Annotated in this window: 11 protein-coding genes; 7 read left to right on the forward strand and 4 right to left on the reverse strand. The window is 62.8% G+C overall.

Translation table 11 applies throughout. The features are described from left to right. Nucleotides 1-461: 461 nt before the first annotated feature. From BN1233_RS09570 to BN1233_RS09580, 3 genes are all read left to right on the forward strand, one after another. Nucleotides 462-3,002: a glycosyltransferase gene (locus tag BN1233_RS09570; protein ID WP_046863362.1), complete on the forward strand. Its 2,541-nt coding sequence runs from the start codon at nt 462-464 to the stop codon at nt 3,000-3,002. A gap of 260 nt (nt 3,003-3,262) precedes the next feature. Further along, on the forward strand, nt 3,263-6,154 hold the full coding sequence (locus BN1233_RS09575) for a penicillin-binding protein 1A (protein ID WP_046863363.1): 2,892 nt from the start codon (nt 3,263-3,265) through the stop codon (nt 6,152-6,154). Continuing rightward, nucleotides 6,154-7,191 (forward strand): hypothetical protein, encoded by a 1,038-nt coding sequence (locus BN1233_RS09580; RefSeq protein WP_052763742.1) that lies wholly within the window; start codon nt 6,154-6,156, stop codon nt 7,189-7,191. Before BN1233_RS09575 ends, BN1233_RS09580 begins: the two co-directional genes overlap by 1 nt. A 31-nt stretch (nt 7,192-7,222) precedes the next feature. Here BN1233_RS09580 and BN1233_RS09585 read toward each other — a convergent pair whose 3' ends face one another. The 4 genes from BN1233_RS09585 to topA all read right to left on the reverse strand — a co-directional run bounded on the left by BN1233_RS09585 (nt 7,223) and on the right by topA (nt 13,786). Beyond that, on the reverse strand, nt 7,223-7,579 hold the full coding sequence (locus BN1233_RS09585; protein WP_046863364.1) for an AzlD domain-containing protein: 357 nt from the start codon (nt 7,577-7,579) through the stop codon (nt 7,223-7,225). Next, a complete protein-coding gene (locus tag BN1233_RS09590) occupies nt 7,576-8,208 on the reverse strand; it encodes an AzlC family ABC transporter permease (protein WP_082145414.1) in 633 nt (210 codons plus the stop codon). Before BN1233_RS09590 ends, BN1233_RS09585 begins: the two co-directional genes overlap by 4 nt. A 368-nt stretch (nt 8,209-8,576) precedes the next feature. Then, nucleotides 8,577-10,637, reverse strand: a complete 2,061-nt coding sequence (gene parE / locus BN1233_RS09595) for a DNA topoisomerase IV subunit B (protein ID WP_046863366.1) — start codon at nt 10,635-10,637, stop codon at nt 8,577-8,579. Between the two features lie 389 nt (nt 10,638-11,026). Next, nucleotides 11,027-13,786 (reverse strand): type I DNA topoisomerase, encoded by a 2,760-nt coding sequence (gene topA / locus BN1233_RS09600; RefSeq protein WP_046863367.1) that lies wholly within the window; start codon nt 13,784-13,786, stop codon nt 11,027-11,029. Nucleotides 13,787-13,978: 192 nt separating this feature from the next. On the opposite strand from topA, the gene BN1233_RS09605 reads away from it, so the two are divergent. The 4 genes from BN1233_RS09605 (at nt 13,979) to dprA (ending at nt 18,114) form a co-directional block, all read left to right on the forward strand. Next, nucleotides 13,979-14,917: an aspartate carbamoyltransferase catalytic subunit gene (locus BN1233_RS09605; protein WP_046863368.1), complete on the forward strand. Its 939-nt coding sequence runs from the start codon at nt 13,979-13,981 to the stop codon at nt 14,915-14,917. A gap of 107 nt (nt 14,918-15,024) precedes the next feature. Next, entirely contained in the window at nt 15,025-16,335 is a 1,311-nt protein-coding gene (locus BN1233_RS09610) for a dihydroorotase (protein WP_046863369.1), read from the forward strand. Continuing rightward, on the forward strand, nt 16,328-16,942 hold the full coding sequence (gene plsY, locus BN1233_RS09615; protein ID WP_147707104.1) for a glycerol-3-phosphate 1-O-acyltransferase PlsY: 615 nt from the start codon (nt 16,328-16,330) through the stop codon (nt 16,940-16,942). Before BN1233_RS09610 ends, plsY begins: the two co-directional genes overlap by 8 nt. Next, on the forward strand, nt 16,939-18,114 hold the full coding sequence (gene dprA / locus BN1233_RS09620) for a DNA-processing protein DprA (RefSeq protein WP_046863370.1): 1,176 nt from the start codon (nt 16,939-16,941) through the stop codon (nt 18,112-18,114). The genes plsY and dprA overlap by 4 nt, the downstream gene beginning before the upstream one ends. The last annotated feature ends 6 nt before the right edge of the window (nt 18,115-18,120 follow it).

The following is an 18,120-nucleotide window of genomic DNA, read 5'->3' on the forward strand; positions in this document are numbered from 1 at the left end:
ACCCACAAGGTTATCCGGTTGGGAGCATCCTCGGCCGCACATCGCCCGAACAAAAGGAGATGACTCGCGAATCCTATCGCTATATCCAGGCTCGGGCCTGGCACCGCTGTCGGGTGCTCTGGCATGTATAGTTTCCCCCTGAATCACTATTCTGCCCAGCAGGAGACTTGTGCGGCAGATACTTGATTATTTACTTCGCACTAACGTAGCTGAACCACGCAGGTCAACGACAGCCCGCGTCTCACGACAGTAAGCTTTGCAGCAACGTTAATTTTGCCACCCGAAAATCCCATGGTGCATTGGTGCTCACCTGCACAGGTATTGAACTCTGCGAAGCCCTGACTGCGATGCGGCCTAGCCGTTTGGCCGAGTATTCATCGACTTTGAGAGCAGCTTTCAATCTCGATCAATTTTGACCCTCCGAACAGTGGCTTGGTGCAGCAGCATCCCCTGTCACATTCATGATAGAAGTACTCGCTGTACTGTCGCTGTGCGCCGAGCTGCATCCGGAACTCCTGTTCCGGACTGCTGCCACGAGTCTTTCGTCTGGGCGCTATGCCGACGCCTTTGCGCTTGCGGATCGCTACTGTCGGATTCGCCCGCTGGTATCGCCAAACCACCTCCTGCTGCGTGCTGCAACCCGAAGGGCGGTCGATGATCCCGAAGGTGCACTCGAGGACATCCGTCAGGCTCTCGGATGCGACCCCGTTCATCTGGTGGCGAATCGTTCTCTCATGGCGAGCGGAACCCGGGAGGAGCGATTGGAGGCCACGCGTATTCTCCTAGCTCGAGAGACCGAGCCGAGCCGACAGGTCGGCCCGATCCGTGTCCTAGCGGAAGGCAACGATGCGGTCGGCGTGGTTCGAGGCGGTACCGAAGGCGTGACAGGGCATTTCGCGTGGCGAGGCGGTCCCGTGCTTGCCGTAAATGTGATGCAGGATCTCGAAGCGCATCCGATGCTCCTGCAAGCGGATGTCGGGCATCCTTTGCGAGATGCGCTGGGAAACGCGTCTTCCTGGAGCCTTCGGTGGCGAGACGGCATCGAGCGCCTTCACATCGAAGTGTCCGGAGGGATCGTGGTTGGCTCGCCGACCTGGAATCCTGGAATCTCGAACCCTCCGCCCTCTACGTCACCTAAGGGTGCGCATGGCACGAGGACGCTTACTGTGCTGGTTCCCGTCTTCGGCGACCATGGAGCGACGCAGACCTGTCTTCTGTCCCTGCTCGACGAAGCTGCACAGACCGAATGCCACATTCTCGTGATCGACGACGCGACTCCGGACCGGGCAATCGCAGCAATGCTCGATCGGCTGGCCGGAACCGGGAAGATCGAGCTCCTGCGCAATCCCTACAACCGCGGCTTCGCAAGAAGTATCAATCACGCCCTTCAGCACACGCGCGGTGAGGACGTAGTCCTTCTCAACGCCGATACCATTCTGCCCAGAGGCACTCTGAGCCGGCTGAAGCACGCGGCCTATTCTGCGCCTAATATTGGAACGGTTACGCCGCTGTCGAACAATGGCGAGTATACGAGCATTCCCACGGGTTTCCGTGTGAATGAATGCCCTGATTACGGCATGGCGCAAATCATCGGTGATGCCGCCGATGCCGCGAATGGCGCGCAGATCGTCGACCTGCCCAACGGCATTGGGTTCTGTCTGTATATCCGCCGGGACTGTCTCGACGACGTCGGCGCGCTGAGCCTTGCGTTCGGCCGCGGCTATTACGAGGACGTGGAGTTCTGTCTCCGCGCAGCCGTGCGGGGCTGGCGAAATGTTTGCGCGACCGGTGTTTACGTCGGACATGCGGGTGCACGATCGTTCGGTTCGGAGAAGGCGATACTGGTGAAGAGCGGCGCCGGCATTGTCGATCGCGTTCATCCGGGTTTCGAGCAAGCCAGTGCCGCTTTCGTCCGCGCGGATCCTTTGGCTGGTCATCGGCAGGCCGTCGAGCGCGAACTTTTGCCTCTGTTGGGCTCCTACGACCTCATGGTGATCCCGGTGACGGAGGGCTCCGACTGGCGTGAGCTGTTGCCGCCGGTAGGTCACGCTGGTGGTCAGCGCAGGCTGGCTGCCCTGGTCGATCAGGGGAGCGACGGGATGACGATCAGCCTGCGCGATCCAGGCGGTGGCTTCCCTCAGAATCTCGACCTTTCCCAATCCGATCTCGCAGACAGCTTGGGGCGAATTCCGATCACCAGCATCGACATCCTCGATCCGATGCTGCTTCCGGGCGAGGTGCTCGACGCTGTCCTGCGGCTCGGATGCCCGATTACCGTCCGGATTCGGGATGTGGGTGCTATGTGCAAGGGGGATCAGATTTCGGAGGGTGCAAGCAAGACCTGCGAAGTCTGTGGTGGGCGATGCCCGTGCGATCTGGAGCTACCATATCGGGTCCCGGCCCCCGACCACCGAACACCCTTCGAGGACGTTATCGCACATGCGACGATCATCATCGTCCCCGACGAGGACACCCGGACCCTGTTCAGCCGATCCTATCCAATCGCAAACGCAGTCGTGCCGGAGTGCTCCATTCCTTCATATGCTCCGGCACCTCGGAATGCTTTACGGGATCGACTCCGTTTGGGACTGATCGCCGACTCACAAGGCATGGATGCGGCGCTCCCGATTGCGATCGCCGAGCATTTCTCGCGCTCTCCTTCGCCCGCCGGCCTGATTGTTTTCGGGAGCACTTCGGACGATTTCCATCTCATGAGGTCGGGGCCGGCCTTCGTTACAGGCCCGATTCAGCCGCACGAGCTCGGTGCATTGTTTCGAAACCTCGGGGTTGCCCGCCTCCTGTTCCCCTCCCGAAGACGGGTCCCATCGGATGCGGTGATGCGGTTATGCAGGGCGGACGGAATCGGCGTTGCAAGGTTCCGCTGGTCGACTCGGGAGCCGATGATCGGGCGTCAGGGAGACCTCGAGCTACCTGTCGGGATCCCTTCGGAGGCGGTGGCAGAACTCCTGCTCCGCTGGATGATGAGCAACTCGATCACCTGACGCGGCGCATGGTTCGCGCGGAGGTCGCCCGTCTAGCTCATATTCATCAGGGGGTGGATATCTTGAGGGCTCGCCTTGTGGCCGATCGGATTAAGCATGAACGACGTCCGAACGAGCCCTTCCCAAAAGCGCCATGAAATCCAGTTTCCTTGAAGTATGCTTGGCCTCTCCGCATAACCAGCTCGGAGGCATGGAAGGTGCAAAGTGGCAAACGGCCAAGCCCGGCAGGAGCCAACTCCTGCCCTCGTTCGGAAAGGTAGATGAGCGGAATTCTCGTGAAGCTCTTCGCGACGGCTCTCACGATGAGCCAGGTCGCCATCCAGCCCGACAATGTGCGGACCAGCTTCGACGCCGTTCAAGATCGAGGAGAGGTGGATTGGATCCTGAAGGAGGGCTGCGCTCATATGAGGCGCGCCTTCGATATCGAGGAGATCAATCTCGACGAGTTGATCACCACGGCGATGGACGATCCCGATGCCCTGACGGGTAACCTGAAGGTGCTTCAGGGCCTCAGTTTCAGCGACCTTCATGCGAGTTATCGTCAGTTCTGCACGACCGAGCAGGTCGAGCGCTCGCCAGTCGATCTCGGGGAGGTCATCACCTACTTCAACGAGGCGGTCGCGAACCTCCCGGATGCCGGGAAGCTGAAGGGCCTCAGGCTACCCGGGGTCACGGTCATCCTCGACCAGACCGGGAAACGGTTCGCCGAGATCTACGAGCCGGACCACCGCCGAATGTGGGTTCCGCTTTCGGAGATCCCAAAGCCTGTGCAGCAGGCTTTCGTGGCCGCCGAGGACAAGCGCTTCTATGAGCACAAAGGCATCGACGAGCGGGGTGTGATTCGCGCCTTCATGTCCAACCTGACGAATCCCGGCCGACCGGCTGGAGGTTCGACCATCACGCAGCAGGTCGTGAAGAATTTGCTCGTCGGTGACGACGTCACCTACGAGCGCAAGATGCGGGAGATGATCGTTGCCGCCCGCGTCGAGCGCATCCTGAGCAAGGACGAGATCCTCGAGATTTACCTGAATGCCATCTATTTCGGGCGCTCGTCCTGGGGGATTGAAATGGCTGCCCGCAGCTATTTCGGAAAGCCCGCGAAAGAGCTCAGTCTCGCGGAAGGCGCCCTGCTGGCCGGACTCGTGAAAGGGCCGAACGTCTATAATCCGGACCGCTCTCCCGATCGCGCCCTGGACCGGGTCGCCTATGTCCTCAGCCGCATGGAGGAGGACAAGTTCGTCACCGCCGGCCAGATCACGCTTCTGCTCGGTAAGCTGCCGCCCACCATTCCCTTCGAGCGTCCCCAACGCAGCAGCGGGTTCCACTTCGTCGATTTCCTGGATCGGAGCGCGCGGCCGGTGGCAGGCATCGGGAGCCTTACGGGTTCCGGATACACGGTACGCTCCACGATCAATCCGGCCCTTCAGAAGGCAACCGAAGCCGCCTTGCAGGAGGGACTGGCCCGTTACGAGCTGAATACGGGCCGGAGCCGTTTCCAGGGGGCCGAAAGCAATCTCGCCGAGGCAATTGCCAAGCTATCCGCAGACGATACTCCGTCGAATTCCGATAAGGCTTCACCGCCTTGGCGCCGCGCCCTCGAGGCCGCTCGCTTGCCGCTCTACGACGTGCAATGGCCGGCTGCGATCGTGATCGAGAAGTCGGTCCCCCGGAAGGGAGCTCTGACGTTTCGTGTCGGACTCGCCGATGGCAGCACCATGCCTTTGACGGTTGCGAGCGCCGATGCTCGGCGTGCACTGAAGCTCTACGACGTCGTTCGGGTTCGGGTGATTCCGGCCAGCGGCAAGAAAGCCGCACGCGCAGAGTTGCGTATGCCGCCTTCCGTGCAGGGAGCAGCCGTCGTCCTCGAGAACAGGACCGGCCGCATCCTCGCCATGTCGGGCGGATTCTCCTATCCATTGAGCCAGCTCAACCGCGTCACGCAGGCCCACCGGCAGCCGGGCTCCGCTCTGAAGCCGCTCACCTATCTGGCGGCGCTCGCAAAGGGGCTGCAGCCCAACACCCTCGTCTGGGACGAGCCCGTCACATTTCCGCCGATCGGCGGGAACGCGGGCGCGCGAGCGAGCGATTCCTGGACGCCGAAGAACTACGACGGGCGAAGCGGCGGCATCATGACTCTGCGGCGTGCTCTCGAGACGTCACAGAACCTCGTCACGGCGCGCCTTCTCGAAGGCGGCCTCGACTGGGATCCGGAGCGAAGCCTGCGTAGCGTGTGCGAACTTGCGCTGGAGGCGCAGCTCTACGTCGAGTGTGAACCGTATTATCCGTTCGTTCTCGGTGCTCAGCCGGTGCGCCTGCTCGACCTTGCGGCCTTCTACGCGGCCATCACGACGGAGGGCGCCCTGCCGTCACCCTACGCCCTGGAAGCAGTCGAGGAGGGGGGGCACACGATCTATCGCCGGGAAAACATTGCTCCCGTGCAGATCGGCTCCGCGGATCGTGTCGCCTTCTATCAGCTGAAGACGATTTTGCAGGGAGTCCTCGAGCGGGGCACGGCCCGCTCGATCCGGACCCTTGCACCCTATGTCGCCGGCAAGACCGGGACCTCGGATCACGAGAACGATGCTTGGTTCGTAGGATTCACCAACGACGTCACGGTCGCCGTCTGGGTAGGATACGACAACGCGGACGGAAAACGACGGACCCTCGGGCGCGGACAGACCGGTGGAAAGATTGCAGTTCCGATATTTCAGGCAATCATCGAAGCTGCCTGGGCGCACCACGCGCTAAAGGCGCCTTTGAATCCTCCGTCTCCGCAAGCGGCCCGGCAACTCATCGCGATGCCGATCGATCTCGAGACGGGCGACAGGATCACCGACGGGGGGAGAAAGGCCTTCACCGAACATTTCCGCCTGAGCCAGTTCGGGCAGTTCACCGACACTCAGTTCCGGCTCGTGCCTGAATACGATGCCTACGCGTTCCGTCGCCCCGGTCCGTGGAGCGATGGCGACGAGGCACCGCTCGGCGGGTACTTCGATGACGCTCCAGTCGCGGAGGCTCCGGGTTGGTTCGAGTCGGTGCCGCCGACCGCCCGGGGACGAACGCACGACCTGCCGTGGTGGGAGGAGGACCGGCCCCGCCGCTCGCGACGAATCGACCCCGACTACTTCTGGGGCAACGGACGGATCTATTGATGGTGTTTGCACGCCCGTGGAGCGGCCTCCTGGCTGCGCTCATCATTACCGGTTGGCTTGGTTCTGCGCAGGGTGGTGAATTCAAGGTCGAGGAGGTCGCCTCGGCGACCGATCTCGGCCCTGCGCGTCTCAAGCCCGCCACGATCGCATTCGCGGACTTCGGAAAGGACAGTCTCACCGATCCTGCAACCGGACTCATGCCTTTCGAAGAATGGTCCCGCGCCAGACCGGTGCAGCAGGAGTTTCTCACGCTGTTTCCCGGCTACAAGGAGCCGACGATCGAGGTCACGGTGAACGGCCTCAAAAGACCCTACAAGGAGAAACTGCACGTCTATGTCGTCGAGGCTCGTTTCCTAATCCCAAAGGCACCGACGACGATCGACCTCAAAAAATATCTGCAGCTCGATGCTCTGAAGAAGATCGATCCTGCCATCGAGCATCATCTCATTACTGCCGACGAGGTTCGTCCTCAAATCGAGAGAGCGTCGGCTCACAATCGCAATCCCTTCCGGCGGTGGTGCCAGGATCCCGAGAGCCTCTGCGTTCAGTCGCGCTATCAGCTCGAAGGCAAGCTCCCTCTTGGCATACGCTTGGCCAACAAGCTCGAGGAAGGTGGAAAGAAGATTTCCGAGTTCATCGAGTTCCAGTCGGAGCTACGGGTGCTCCCGGCCGAGGAGATCGATCAGGCAGCGCTCGCGCGTCTGACGCGCCTCGAGGCACCCGTGACCGGTGTTCTCGAACAAACCCTGTTTGATGCCAATCAGGTCATCCAATTCGGCAAGCTGCTTGCCATCCTCCAGGCTGATCCGACTGATGCAGCTAGGACTGTGACGACCATCTTTCTGTCGCTCGGCGTCGAGACGGATGTTCTGGAGAGGAAAAAAGAGTTCGAAACGGTTCCTGTTCTGCGCAATCTGATTCCGTCGCAAGTCCTGATGGGCAAGAGCTCCTTCAATTCGGGGACTTCCCTCAGTGCCGGCCTTCCAGATTACACGCGCAACCGTATCAGAGCCTTCGCGAGCCTTCTCCAGCATTAACGCTTGGCCGGTCCTGCTATCGTCCCGCGGCTCAGCGCTCCATCAGAACGGCCATTGCAAGGACCGAGATTTCGCCGAACAGAACTCCTGCGAAGACGGAGCGTCTCAGGATAAAAAATCCGGCGAGTCCAATGACGAGACTGGCACATCGCCCGAGCAGGGGGACTGCCGCGAGCGCACCGCTCGGAGCCAGGACGAGCTTCGCGACGATGCCGGCCAGGAGGGCCGTTGCAACCATTCGGACCCATACGAGAAGCTCCGACTGCTCGTCCATCCGGCGCGAGAGGAATACGCCCATGACGCGCCAGATCTCGCTCGGCAGGAAGCCGACGAGGACTACGAGAAAATAGGCGCCGAGCGGGCCCGTGAGCGTGAGGTATTCACTCATCGAGCGCGCCGCTGCACGCGCCGCACCAGATAGGCGGCCGTCCCACCGGCAACGCCGGTCGCCAGGAGATCGAAATCCCGGCCGAGCAGGAATCCGAAGATCGGTGACAGCCCAAACCCGAGTGCAAGAGCGGTCCAGTCAGCGGGATGCCTCGCGGCGGCGACCAGTGACACGGTGAAGAAAATCGGGGTCAGAAAAAGAACCGCTGCGCTCAGTTCCAGAGGCAGGGTTCCGGCCAGGACATGTCCGAGCAAAGTGAGGGCCGCGCTCACCAGGACAGTAGCGCCGGCGAATCCGAAATAGTAGGCGCGGCGCCTTTCCGGCGGGATGGGGGGCAGGCGCGCCAGACTTTCGACCCACACGGTGACTGCCACGAAATGGGCTGCCAGGAGCTGAGTCCCGATACCTCCTCGCGGGAATCTGAGGAGCGGCAGGACGGAAATCGTCATCGGCAGGAGGCGAATCGATGACAGGCATACCGCGACAGCAATAGCCGGCCATGCGACGCCCGCAGACAATCCCCCGAACAAGATGACTTGTGCCGGACCTGCCCAGATCAGCACCGTCGATAGCACCGCCGCTCCGGCTGGGATCCCCACATCCCGCGCGAGTCCGCCAATGCCGAGCATCGTCAGTCCGACCACCCAAGCGGGCAGGGCGAGGGAGTTCCGGACACCGTGAAGAAAGGGTGGGAGAGACAGGGGAACGTTCTCGATCAGCCGAAAATTTCATGGCGCTGCATCGGAGGGGAGGCGCCCAGGGAGAACTTTGATAGCTGTGATGCTACCAGTTCGACAAGAGTCAAGGGCCGGCGTAGCATCCCGGCCGAACACGACGCGGCCGTGTCTCATTTCCGTTGTCAGAGAGATTGAAAAGCTTGCCGCTCGTTGGCGTCTCGACCTCGACTACGTTACGGCTCCTCTACGTGAGGGCACACGAACTGAAGCGCGGAATGTAGTCGCTCAGCACGTTCCGCGCCTCTCGTTGATATCTTCACTTAGATGTCGAGTTGAGCATCGTCGGCGAAGGCCGCACGTTCCTGAATGAAAGCGAATCGTGCTTCGGGCTTGTTTCCCATCAGCCGGTCGACCGTATCTCCAGTCTCCTCCCTGCTTTCAGTCTCCACCACGACCTTGAGGAGTGTGCGCTTCCGCGGGTCCATTGTGGTTTCCTTCAATTGGCTCGGCAACATCTCGCCAAGCCCCTTGAATCGGGAAATCTCAACCTTGCCGTTGCCTTTGAAGACCGTCTTCAGGAGCCGCTCCTTATGTGCATCGTCGCTCGCATAGGCACTCTTCGCACCCTGTGTGAGGCGATAGAGCGGCGGTACGGCCAGGTAGAGATGCCCGGCATCGATGAGGCGCGGCATCTGTCGGTAGAAGAACGTGATGAGAAGCGACGCGATATGTGCACCGTCGACGTCGGCATCGGTCATGATGATGACCTTCTCGTAACGCAGATCGCCATCGCGGTAATGCGAGCCCGTCCCGCAACCGAGCGCTTGCGCAAGATCGGAGAGCTGCTGGTTCTGGTGGAGCTTGTCACGTCCGGCGGATGCCACGTTCAGGATCTTGCCGCGTAGCGGCAGAATAGCCTGGGTCGCGCGATCGCGTGCCTGCTTCGCCGAGCCGCCGGCCGAGTCTCCTTCGACGATGAAAAGTTCCGAACCTTTGGCGCCCGCATTGGTGCAGTCGGCGAGCTTGCCCGGCAGGCGCAGCTTCCGCGTCGCGGTCTTGCGAGCGACTTCCTTCTCCTGTCGCCGCCGCAGCCTTTCCTCGGCGCGATCGATGACCCAGTCGAGCAGTTTGTTGGCCTGCTGTGGAGATGCTGCGAGCCAGTGGTCGAAGGCGTCGCGAACGGCATTCTCGACAATTCGGCCAGCCTCGACGGTTGCCAGTTTGTCCTTGGTCTGCCCTTGGAACTCCGGCTCCCGGACAAAGACGGACAACATCGCCGCGCAGGTCGCCATGACGTCGTCGGTGGTGACGGCCGTCATCCGCTTGGCTTGGCCGACCCGCTCGGCATGGTCACGCAAGCCGCGGAGCAGCGCGATCCGGAGCCCGTTTTCGTGCGTGCCGCCCTCGGGCGTCGGGATCGTATTGCAGTAGGAGGAGGTGAAGCCGTCGTCACCTGCAAGCCAGGCGACTGCCCATTCGAGCGAGCCATGCCCTCCCGGTCGGGAGATCTTGCCGGAGAAGACCTGCTCAGCAACGAGTTCCTTCCCATCGATGTCCCGGGCCAGATAGTCCCGCAGCCCGTTCGGAAAGCGGAAAACCGCCTCGGGCGGAACATTGTCCACGCCCTCGAGAAGGGCAGGGGCGCAGCGCCAGCGAATCTCGACGCCACCGAACAGGTACGCCTTGGAGCGCGCCATCTTGAAGATTCGGCGAGGCTGAAAGCGGACATCGATGCCGAAGATCTGTGGATCCGGCTTGAAGCGGACCCGCGTGCCCCTCCGGTTGAGAACCCGCCCAACTGTCTCGAGCTTCGTCTTCGGGAGGCCTCGCGAATAGACCTGACGATAGAGGGTCTGCCCCCGGGCGACCTCGACTTCCAACAGTTCGGATAGGGCATTGACGACGGACACGCCGACGCCATGGAGCCCGCCCGAGGTCTCGTATACCTTCGAGTCGAATTTTCCACCGGCGTGCAGGGTCGTCATGATGACCTCGAGCGCCGACTTCTTGGGAAACCTCGGATGAGGGTCGACGGGAATGCCGCGGCCGTTATCGGCGACCCAAAGGAAACCGCTCTCCTCGAGTTCGACCTCGATGAAGGTCGCATGGCCTGCGACGGCCTCGTCCATCGCATTGTCGATCACCTCGGCAAAGAGGTGATGGAGCGCTTTCTCGTCCGTTCCGCCGATATACATTCCCGGCCGCCGGCGCACCGGCTCCAGCCCTTCGAGCACCTCGATCGAGGACGCGTCGTAGCCGTTCTCGGCTGGTGTAGTGGTCGCCGGGCGGGAAGCCTTCACGGCAGCAGTCCTCGCCGTTGCAGCCGCCGCTCTGCGAACAGGCTGCCCCCCCGCGCCTCCGAAGAGATCGTCGTTACTCATGAAATCTCTGGTCCGGGAATGATTCGTGATGGTCGCACTATAGCCGATAAGCAGGAGTTAATGAGAACAAAGCATAAACACAATGGGTGAGCAGCCGCAGCCCAGCGGTCTCGACGCGTCGGAGTTGCCTTCCGGAACATTCAGCGTACCTTCACGTTGACAAGCGTAGCCTTGACCCAGGATGGGGGGATTGACGTGCCTGTGGGTTCGTACGCCGGCATCTCTCGGCAAATCCAATTGACTCGGGCCGCAAGGGTGGCGGGGGAAGCCTTCGCCTTTGCAGATCCCGATCCAGCTATCCGCGGATCGGGCCTCCCGTGGGGTCCCGTTCTCACCGGGCTGGCTGTCGCCCTGGTGGCCGCGACAGCCTGCAGCGTCTTCTGACGGAATCAGGGCTTTCTTCGGGCCACCGAGGTCTTCACGCTGGCCTTCTTGACAGCTTTCTTGGCCGGAGCTTTCGCCGTCGCCTTCTTGGCTGCCGACTTCGTGGTTGTGGATCTCTGACCCGAGGTGGCGGCTTTTTTCTTTGCGGGAGACCTCGCCGAACTCGCCTTCGAGGCACGCGTCGCACCGCCGGCGGCTGCCTTGCGGCTCCGTCCTCCCTTACGGGCCGGCGCTGCCTCGCGGCGAGCGGCAAGGAGGGCCAACGCCTCACCGAGGCCGATCGTCTCGGGATCAGCGCTCTTCGGAATCGTCGCGTTCGTCTTTCCGTCCGTGACATAGGGGCCATATCGCCCCGACTTCACGACGACATCGACGCCGGTTTCCGGATCAGCCCCGAGAGGGCGGCCCGGATCGGACGAGCCGCGCCTGAATCCGCCACCCGTCTCCTTCGCAACGATGAGATCGATGGCGCGGTTGCCGCCGATCTCCAGCACGTCGTCGTCAGATCCGATGGTGGCATAGACGCGGCCGTGTTGGACATAGGGACCATAGCGGCCGATCCCGACGAGGATCGGCTCGCCGGACTCCGGATGGGTTGCAACCTGGCGGGGCAGGGCGAGGAGCTTCAGGGCTCGCTCCAGATCGACTGCGCTTGGGGACATGCCGCGCGGCAGCGACGAACGCTTCGGCTTCTCACCTTCCTCGGCATCGCCGAGCTGGACGAATGGCCCGAAGCGGCCATCCCTCAAGGTCACGGGCAGGCCGGTCTCCGGATCGGTCCCGAGGACCTTCACGCCAGGAGGCGAGCCATCCTCCGACGCCCCCTCGCCATCGCCATTCGCTCCGGAGGCCGCCAGTTGGCGCGTGAACTTGCATTCCGGGTAGTTCGAGCACCCGATGAAGGCGCCGAACCGGCCAAGCTTCAGGGATAGCTGGCCCGTCCCGCAGGTCGGACAGGTGCGGGGGTTGGTCCCGTCACCCCGGTCGGGGAAAATGTGAGGGCCCAGAAGCTCGTTCAGGGCCTCCAGCACCTCGGCGGTTCGCAGCTCTTTCGTGCCCTCGATCGCAGCCGAGAAGTCCTGCCAGAAGTCCCTCAGAACCTGCTTCCAGTCGATCTCGTGGTTGGAGATACGGTCCAGCTTCTCTTCTAGATCGGCCGTGAAGTCGTACTCGACATAGCGGCGGAAGAACGCCTCGAGAAAGGCGATGACGATGCGCCCCTTGTCCTCCGGAACAAGACGCTTGCGCTCGAGGCGAACGTAGTCCCGGTCCCGCAATACTTGAAGCACTGCGGCGTATGTCGAGGGCCGGCCGATGCCGAGTTCCTCCATCCGCTTGACCAGACTCGCTTCCGAGTAGCGGGGAGGCGGTTCTGTGAAATGCTGGCTCGCGACGATCCGGCGCCGGTCCAGCGGATCGTCGGCCTGCATCGGTGGAAGGCGACCTTCATCCTCGTCACCCTCGTCGTCCTTACCCTCCTGATAAAGCGCGAGGAAGCCATCGAACTTGATGACCTGTCCGGTTGCACGGAGATCCAGACGGCGAGGCCCGACCTGCGCCGTGATATCGGCGGTAGTGCGTTCCAACTCCGCTGATTCCATCTGGCTAGCGATCGTCCTCATCCAGATCAGTTCGTACAGACGGGCCTGTTCGGTATCGAGGTGCCGTGAGACCTCCTTCGGCAGGCGGCTCATGTCCGTCGGGCGAATGGCCTCGTGAGCCTCTTGGGCGTTCTTTGCTTTGGTCGAGTAGCGGCGAGGCGCTCCGGGAACGTAGCGATCACCGAATTGCTGGCCGATGACGCGACGGGTGTCCTGGATGGCCTCCGGTGCCATGTCGACGCCGTCGGTCCGCATATATGTAATGAGTCCGACCGTTTCGCCGCCGATCGTGACGCCTTCGTAGAGCCTCTGAGCGATCCGCATTGTCTGCGCCGGAGCAAAGCCGAGCTTGCGCGAGGCCTCCTGCTGTAGGGTTGACGTCGTGAATGGAGGATAAGGGTGGCGCTTCGCAGGCTTCGCCTCGACATTGGCCACCGTGAACGTCGCGAGTTCGAGGTCGCGCTTGAAGGCCTCTGCGGCCTCGCCGGTCCCGATATCGAGGCGCTGGATCTTCTTCCCATCGGCCCTAACGAGACGTGCGTCGAACACCCCACCGGCTTTCGTCGCTAGGGTCGCGACGATTGACCAGTATTCCTGTGAAATGAAAGTCTCGATCTCGTATTCGCGGTCGCAGACGAGCCGCAGGGCAACGGACTGGACACGGCCCGCCGAACGGGCACCCGGAAGCTTTCTCCACAGGACCGGCGACAGCGTGAAGCCGACGAGATAGTCGAGTGCGCGCCGCGCCATATAAGCGTCTACCAGCGCCTGATCGATGTCGCGCGGCTGCCGCATCGCGGCCTGCACCGCGTCTCTCGTAATAGCATTGAAGGTCACGCGCTCGATCGGGAGGTCCTTCAGTGCGCGGCGCTCCTTCAGGGCCTCGACGACATGCCAGGAGATCGCCTCACCTTCGCGATCCGGGTCGGTCGCCAGAATGAGCTTCTCGGCCCCTTTCACCGCTTTCGCGATCTCGGCAACCCGCTTGGCCCCCCGGTCCTCCACGGACCAGATCATGTGGAAATCCGCCTGCGGGTCGACCGAACCATCCTTGGCCGGCAGGTCGCGGACGTGGCCGAAGGAGGCCAGAACCTCATAGCCTTGTCCAAGATACTTGTTGATCGTCTTGGCCTTGGCAGGCGACTCGACGACGACGACCTTCATGCCTGAATGCCTTGAAGCTGGGTGAATACGGGAGGGTGGTCTCGAGCTGCAGACTCGGCAGGGGACCGGGGCTTAACTGGTGTGGAATTCTGGCCATGTCAAATCCCCGGCCATCTTCGGGGCGGATCGGAAACCTTCGGAGCCGGCGGGAAAGGCTTGATTTTCGAATCCAAAGCCGTAGGGCAATGTCCCATGGCCGAGCTCGTCTTTCCGCACCGTCATCTCCTCGGGATCGAAGGGCTTACCCCTCATGATATCGAGGTGCTCCTCGAACTCGCGGAAGAGCAGGTGAGTGTCAGCCGGCAGGTCGAGAAGAAGAAGTCGACCCTCCGGGGCCGCACGCAGATCAATCTCTTTTTCGAACCCTCGACACGCACGCAATCCTCCTTCGAGCTGGCCGGAAAGCGGCTCGGCGCCGACGTCATGAACATGTCGGTCAGCGCTTCCTCGGTGAAGAAGGGGGAGACGCTGATCGACACCGCAGCGACCCTCAATGCGATGCGGCCGGACATCATCATCGTCCGCCACCATGCGGCGGGCGCCGTCCATCTCCTCGCTCAGAAGGTCGATTGTTCGGTCGTCAATGCCGGAGACGGTGCGCACGAGCATCCGACCCAGGCCCTGCTCGACGCCCTCACGATCCGTCGGAACAAGGGCACGATCCAGGGGCTGACGGTCGCGATCTGCGGAGACATCCAGCATTCGCGTGTCGCACGGTCGAACCTCATCCTCCTCAGCGCCCTTGGGGCTCGCGTGCGGCTGGTCGCTCCCTCGACGCTCCTGCCTTCAGGGATCGAGCACTTCAAGGTCGAAGTGCACACGGCCATGAAGAGTGGACTCGAAGGCGCGGACATTGTGATGATGCTTCGGCTCCAGCGGGAGCGGATGAATGGATCGTTCATTCCATCCGTACGGGAGTATTTCCGGTATTTCGGCCTCGATCAGGAGAAATTGTCCTACGCGAAGCCTGATGTCCTCGTGATGCATCCGGGGCCGATGAATCGAGGGGTCGAAATATCGACCCACGTCGCGGACGGCCCCCAGTCGCTCATCCGCGAGCAGGTCGAGATGGGAGTCGCGGTCCGGATGGCGGTGCTCGAGGCCCTCGCCAGCCACCTGCCGAACCGATAGATGTACGTTTTCATGCGCAGGGGAGCCGGTCCCCGGTCCCGGTCGAGCGAGCACCGGGCCGAGCGGCGGCGCTCGCCTGGAGCATCAGGGAGGCCAGGCGACCCACAATGACCGACAGCAGGCCCCTACTGCTAAAAAATGCTCGTCTCATCGATCCGGCCACCGGGCGCGACGAACCCGGCAGCCTGCTTGTCGGCAACGGGCAGATTCTCGATCTCGGACCGGGGCTCGCGGGGCCCGAGGGCACGGAGGTGATCGACTGCCAGGGCGAGGTCCTGGCGCCCGGGCTCGTCGACATGCAAGCCTTCACCGGTGAACCGGGAGCCGAACATCGCGAGTCCCTGCGTACCGCTGCCGAGGCGGCAGCGCATGGCGGCGTGACCACGATCGTGGCCATGCCGGACACGAATCCGCCCCTCGACGATCCGGCGATGATTGATTTCGTGAGGCGGCGCGCGCGCGATACGGCGGTCGTCCACGTCCAGCCGGCTGCCGCCCTCACCAAAGGCTTGGCGGGCCGTGAGATGACCGAAATCGGCCTCCTTCACGAGGCTGGCGCGATCGCATTTACGGATGGCGCGCGATCCGTGACCAATGCGCAGGTCATGCGGCGCGCGCTCACCTATGCGCGGGATTTCGACGCGCTCGTCATCCATCACCTGGAGGATCCCGATCTCGTCGGAGAAGGCGTGATGAATGAAGGCGAGCTCGCAGCCCGCCTCGGTCTCCCTGGCATTCCGCGCGAGGCCGAGACCGTGATGCTCGAGCGCGATCTGCGTCTCGTCCGCCTTACTGGCGGCCGCTACCACGCCGCCGCGATCTCGTGCGCCGACTCGGTCGAGATCATCCGCCGGGCTCGGGAGGCAGGAGCAGTAATCACCTGCGGAGTCTCCATCAACAATCTTACGCTCAACGAGAACGATATCGGCGACTACCGGACGTTCTTCAAGCTCGCGCCGCCGCTGCGCCACGAGGATGATCGTCAGGCGGTCATCGAGGCTCTCGCCGAGGGGATTATCGACGTGATCGTGTCGGATCACGATCCGCAGGACGTCGAGACGAAGCGGCTGCCGTTTGCTGAAGCAGCCAACGGCGCCGTGGGCCTCGAGACGCTCCTCTCGGCAGCGCTCCGTCTCGTCCACGACGGTCGCATGACACTGCCCGGTCTGCTCCGGGCTCTTTCGACTCGACCCGCCGAAATCCTCGGTCTGCCGTGCGGTCGCCTTGCTCCCGGCGCTCCGGCCGACCTCTTCACCTTTGCGCCGGACACGCCCTACGTGCTCGACAGGCAGGACTTGCGGTCCCGCAGCAAGAACACCCCGTTCGACGAAGCTCGGTTGGAAGGGCAGGTGAGCCTGACCATCGTCGCGGGCCGGATCGTCTTCGATGCGTTCGGACGGGGGCCGGATCATGCCTGAGGCGATGAACTGGGTGCTTGCTTGGCCCTACTTTCTCGCCGCTCTCCTGATCGGCTATCTGCTCGGCTCGATTCCCTTTGGAGTGCTCTTCACGCGTCTTGCCGGGCTGGGCGATATCCGCAGGATCGGTTCCGGCAACATCGGCGCGACGAACGTGCTGCGGACCGGCCGAAAGGGCTTGGCAGCGGCCACGCTTCTCGGCGACGGACTCAAGGGAACGGCAGCAGTCCTGCTGGGCGCCATGTGGGGGCCGAACACCGCGCTCCTGGCCGCGCTGGGTGCTTTTCTCGGCCACCTGTTCCCGATCTGGCTCGGATTCCGTGGTGGCAAGGGTGTTGCTACCTTCATCGGGTGCCTGATCGGGCTGAAGCCGGCCGCGGCGCTCGCATTCGCACTGGTCTGGATCGTTGTTGCCGCGGTGACCCGCTACTCATCGCTATCTGCCCTCATTGCGTCGCTGCTGACGTCACCAGTCCTCTGGGCTTTCGGCGAACGCCAGATGGCCGAGATGTCCGTCGTCCTCACGCTCCTGCTGTGGTGGAAGCATCGACAGAACATCAAGCGCCTGCTGTCCGGCAGTGAAGGCAAGATCGGGCAAAAACAATGACAGCCACTGTGCTGAGCGACGCTGAACGGCTTGACTGGCTGCGCCTTATCCGCTCCGATCACGTCGGTCCACGTACGTTTCGCTTGCTCGTGACGCGGTTTGGGAGTGCTACTGCAGCTCTCGACGCCTTACCCGACCTCGCGCGACGCAACGGACGCGCGGTCCGGATTCCCTCCCGGGTCTCCATCGAAGCAGAAATGGCAGCCGGTGCACGTGCCGGAATTCGCTATGTCGCGCTCGGCGAGCCGCTTTACCCCAAGCCGCTGCAAGCCATCGACACGGCTCCGCCCGTCCTCGCGGTGCGCGGCGACCTTGCCATTTTGCAGCGTCCAGCCGTCGCCATCGTCGGGTCCCGGAATGCTTCGGCTACCGGGCTCGCCATGACGGAGCGCCTCGCACGCGGGCTCGGAGAAGCCGGTCTGGTGGTTGTTTCAGGCCTCGCGCGAGGCATCGACACGCGTGCGCACCGGGCCTCTCTGGGCAGCGGGACGATCGCGGTCCTCGCTGGCGGCCACGATCGGATCTATCCGGCGGAAAACAAATCGCTTGCCGAAGCAATCCTCGATGCAGGAGGCGCCCTGGTCTCGGAAATGCCGCTAGGCTGTGAACCCCGCGCCAAGGACTTTCCGCGCCGCAACCGTATCGTTTCCGGCCTTTCCTATGGCACGATCGTCGTCGAAGCAGCACGGCATTCCGGGTCTCTCATCACGGCCCGGCTTGCCCTGGAGCAGGGAAGGGAGGTCTTCGCGATCCCTGGCTCTCCCCTCGATCCTCGTGCCGAGGGCACGAACGACCTGATCCGAGAGGGGGCGACGCTCCGTGCGTCGGCGGATCACGTCACGGCTGCGTTGAAGCCTCTCATCGCCAACGGATTGGCGGTGCAGGATCCATTGCTCGCTCGGGATCGGCATGCGGAAGAGCCGCAGGCCAGCTTCGTCTGGGACGGAGACAGTCCGGAGGCGCCGGATGAGGAGGGGCCTGCCCCCATCGAAGTCGTCACGGCCGACCCTGTCGAGTCGCTGCTGGGGGCTGCTCCTGTCAGTATCGATGAACTCGTTCGCCTGTCGGGACTGCCCATCCGCGTGGTGCAGACGACACTGCTCGAGCTCGAATTGCGGGGGCGTCTCGAGCGGCATGGCGGGAACTCGGTTTCCCTGGTCCCCGAGCGGTAGCGGCGA

The sequence above is a fragment of the Microvirga massiliensis genome, from assembly GCF_001006805.1.
In the GTDB taxonomy this organism is placed as follows: domain Bacteria; phylum Pseudomonadota; class Alphaproteobacteria; order Rhizobiales; family Beijerinckiaceae; genus Microvirga; species Microvirga massiliensis.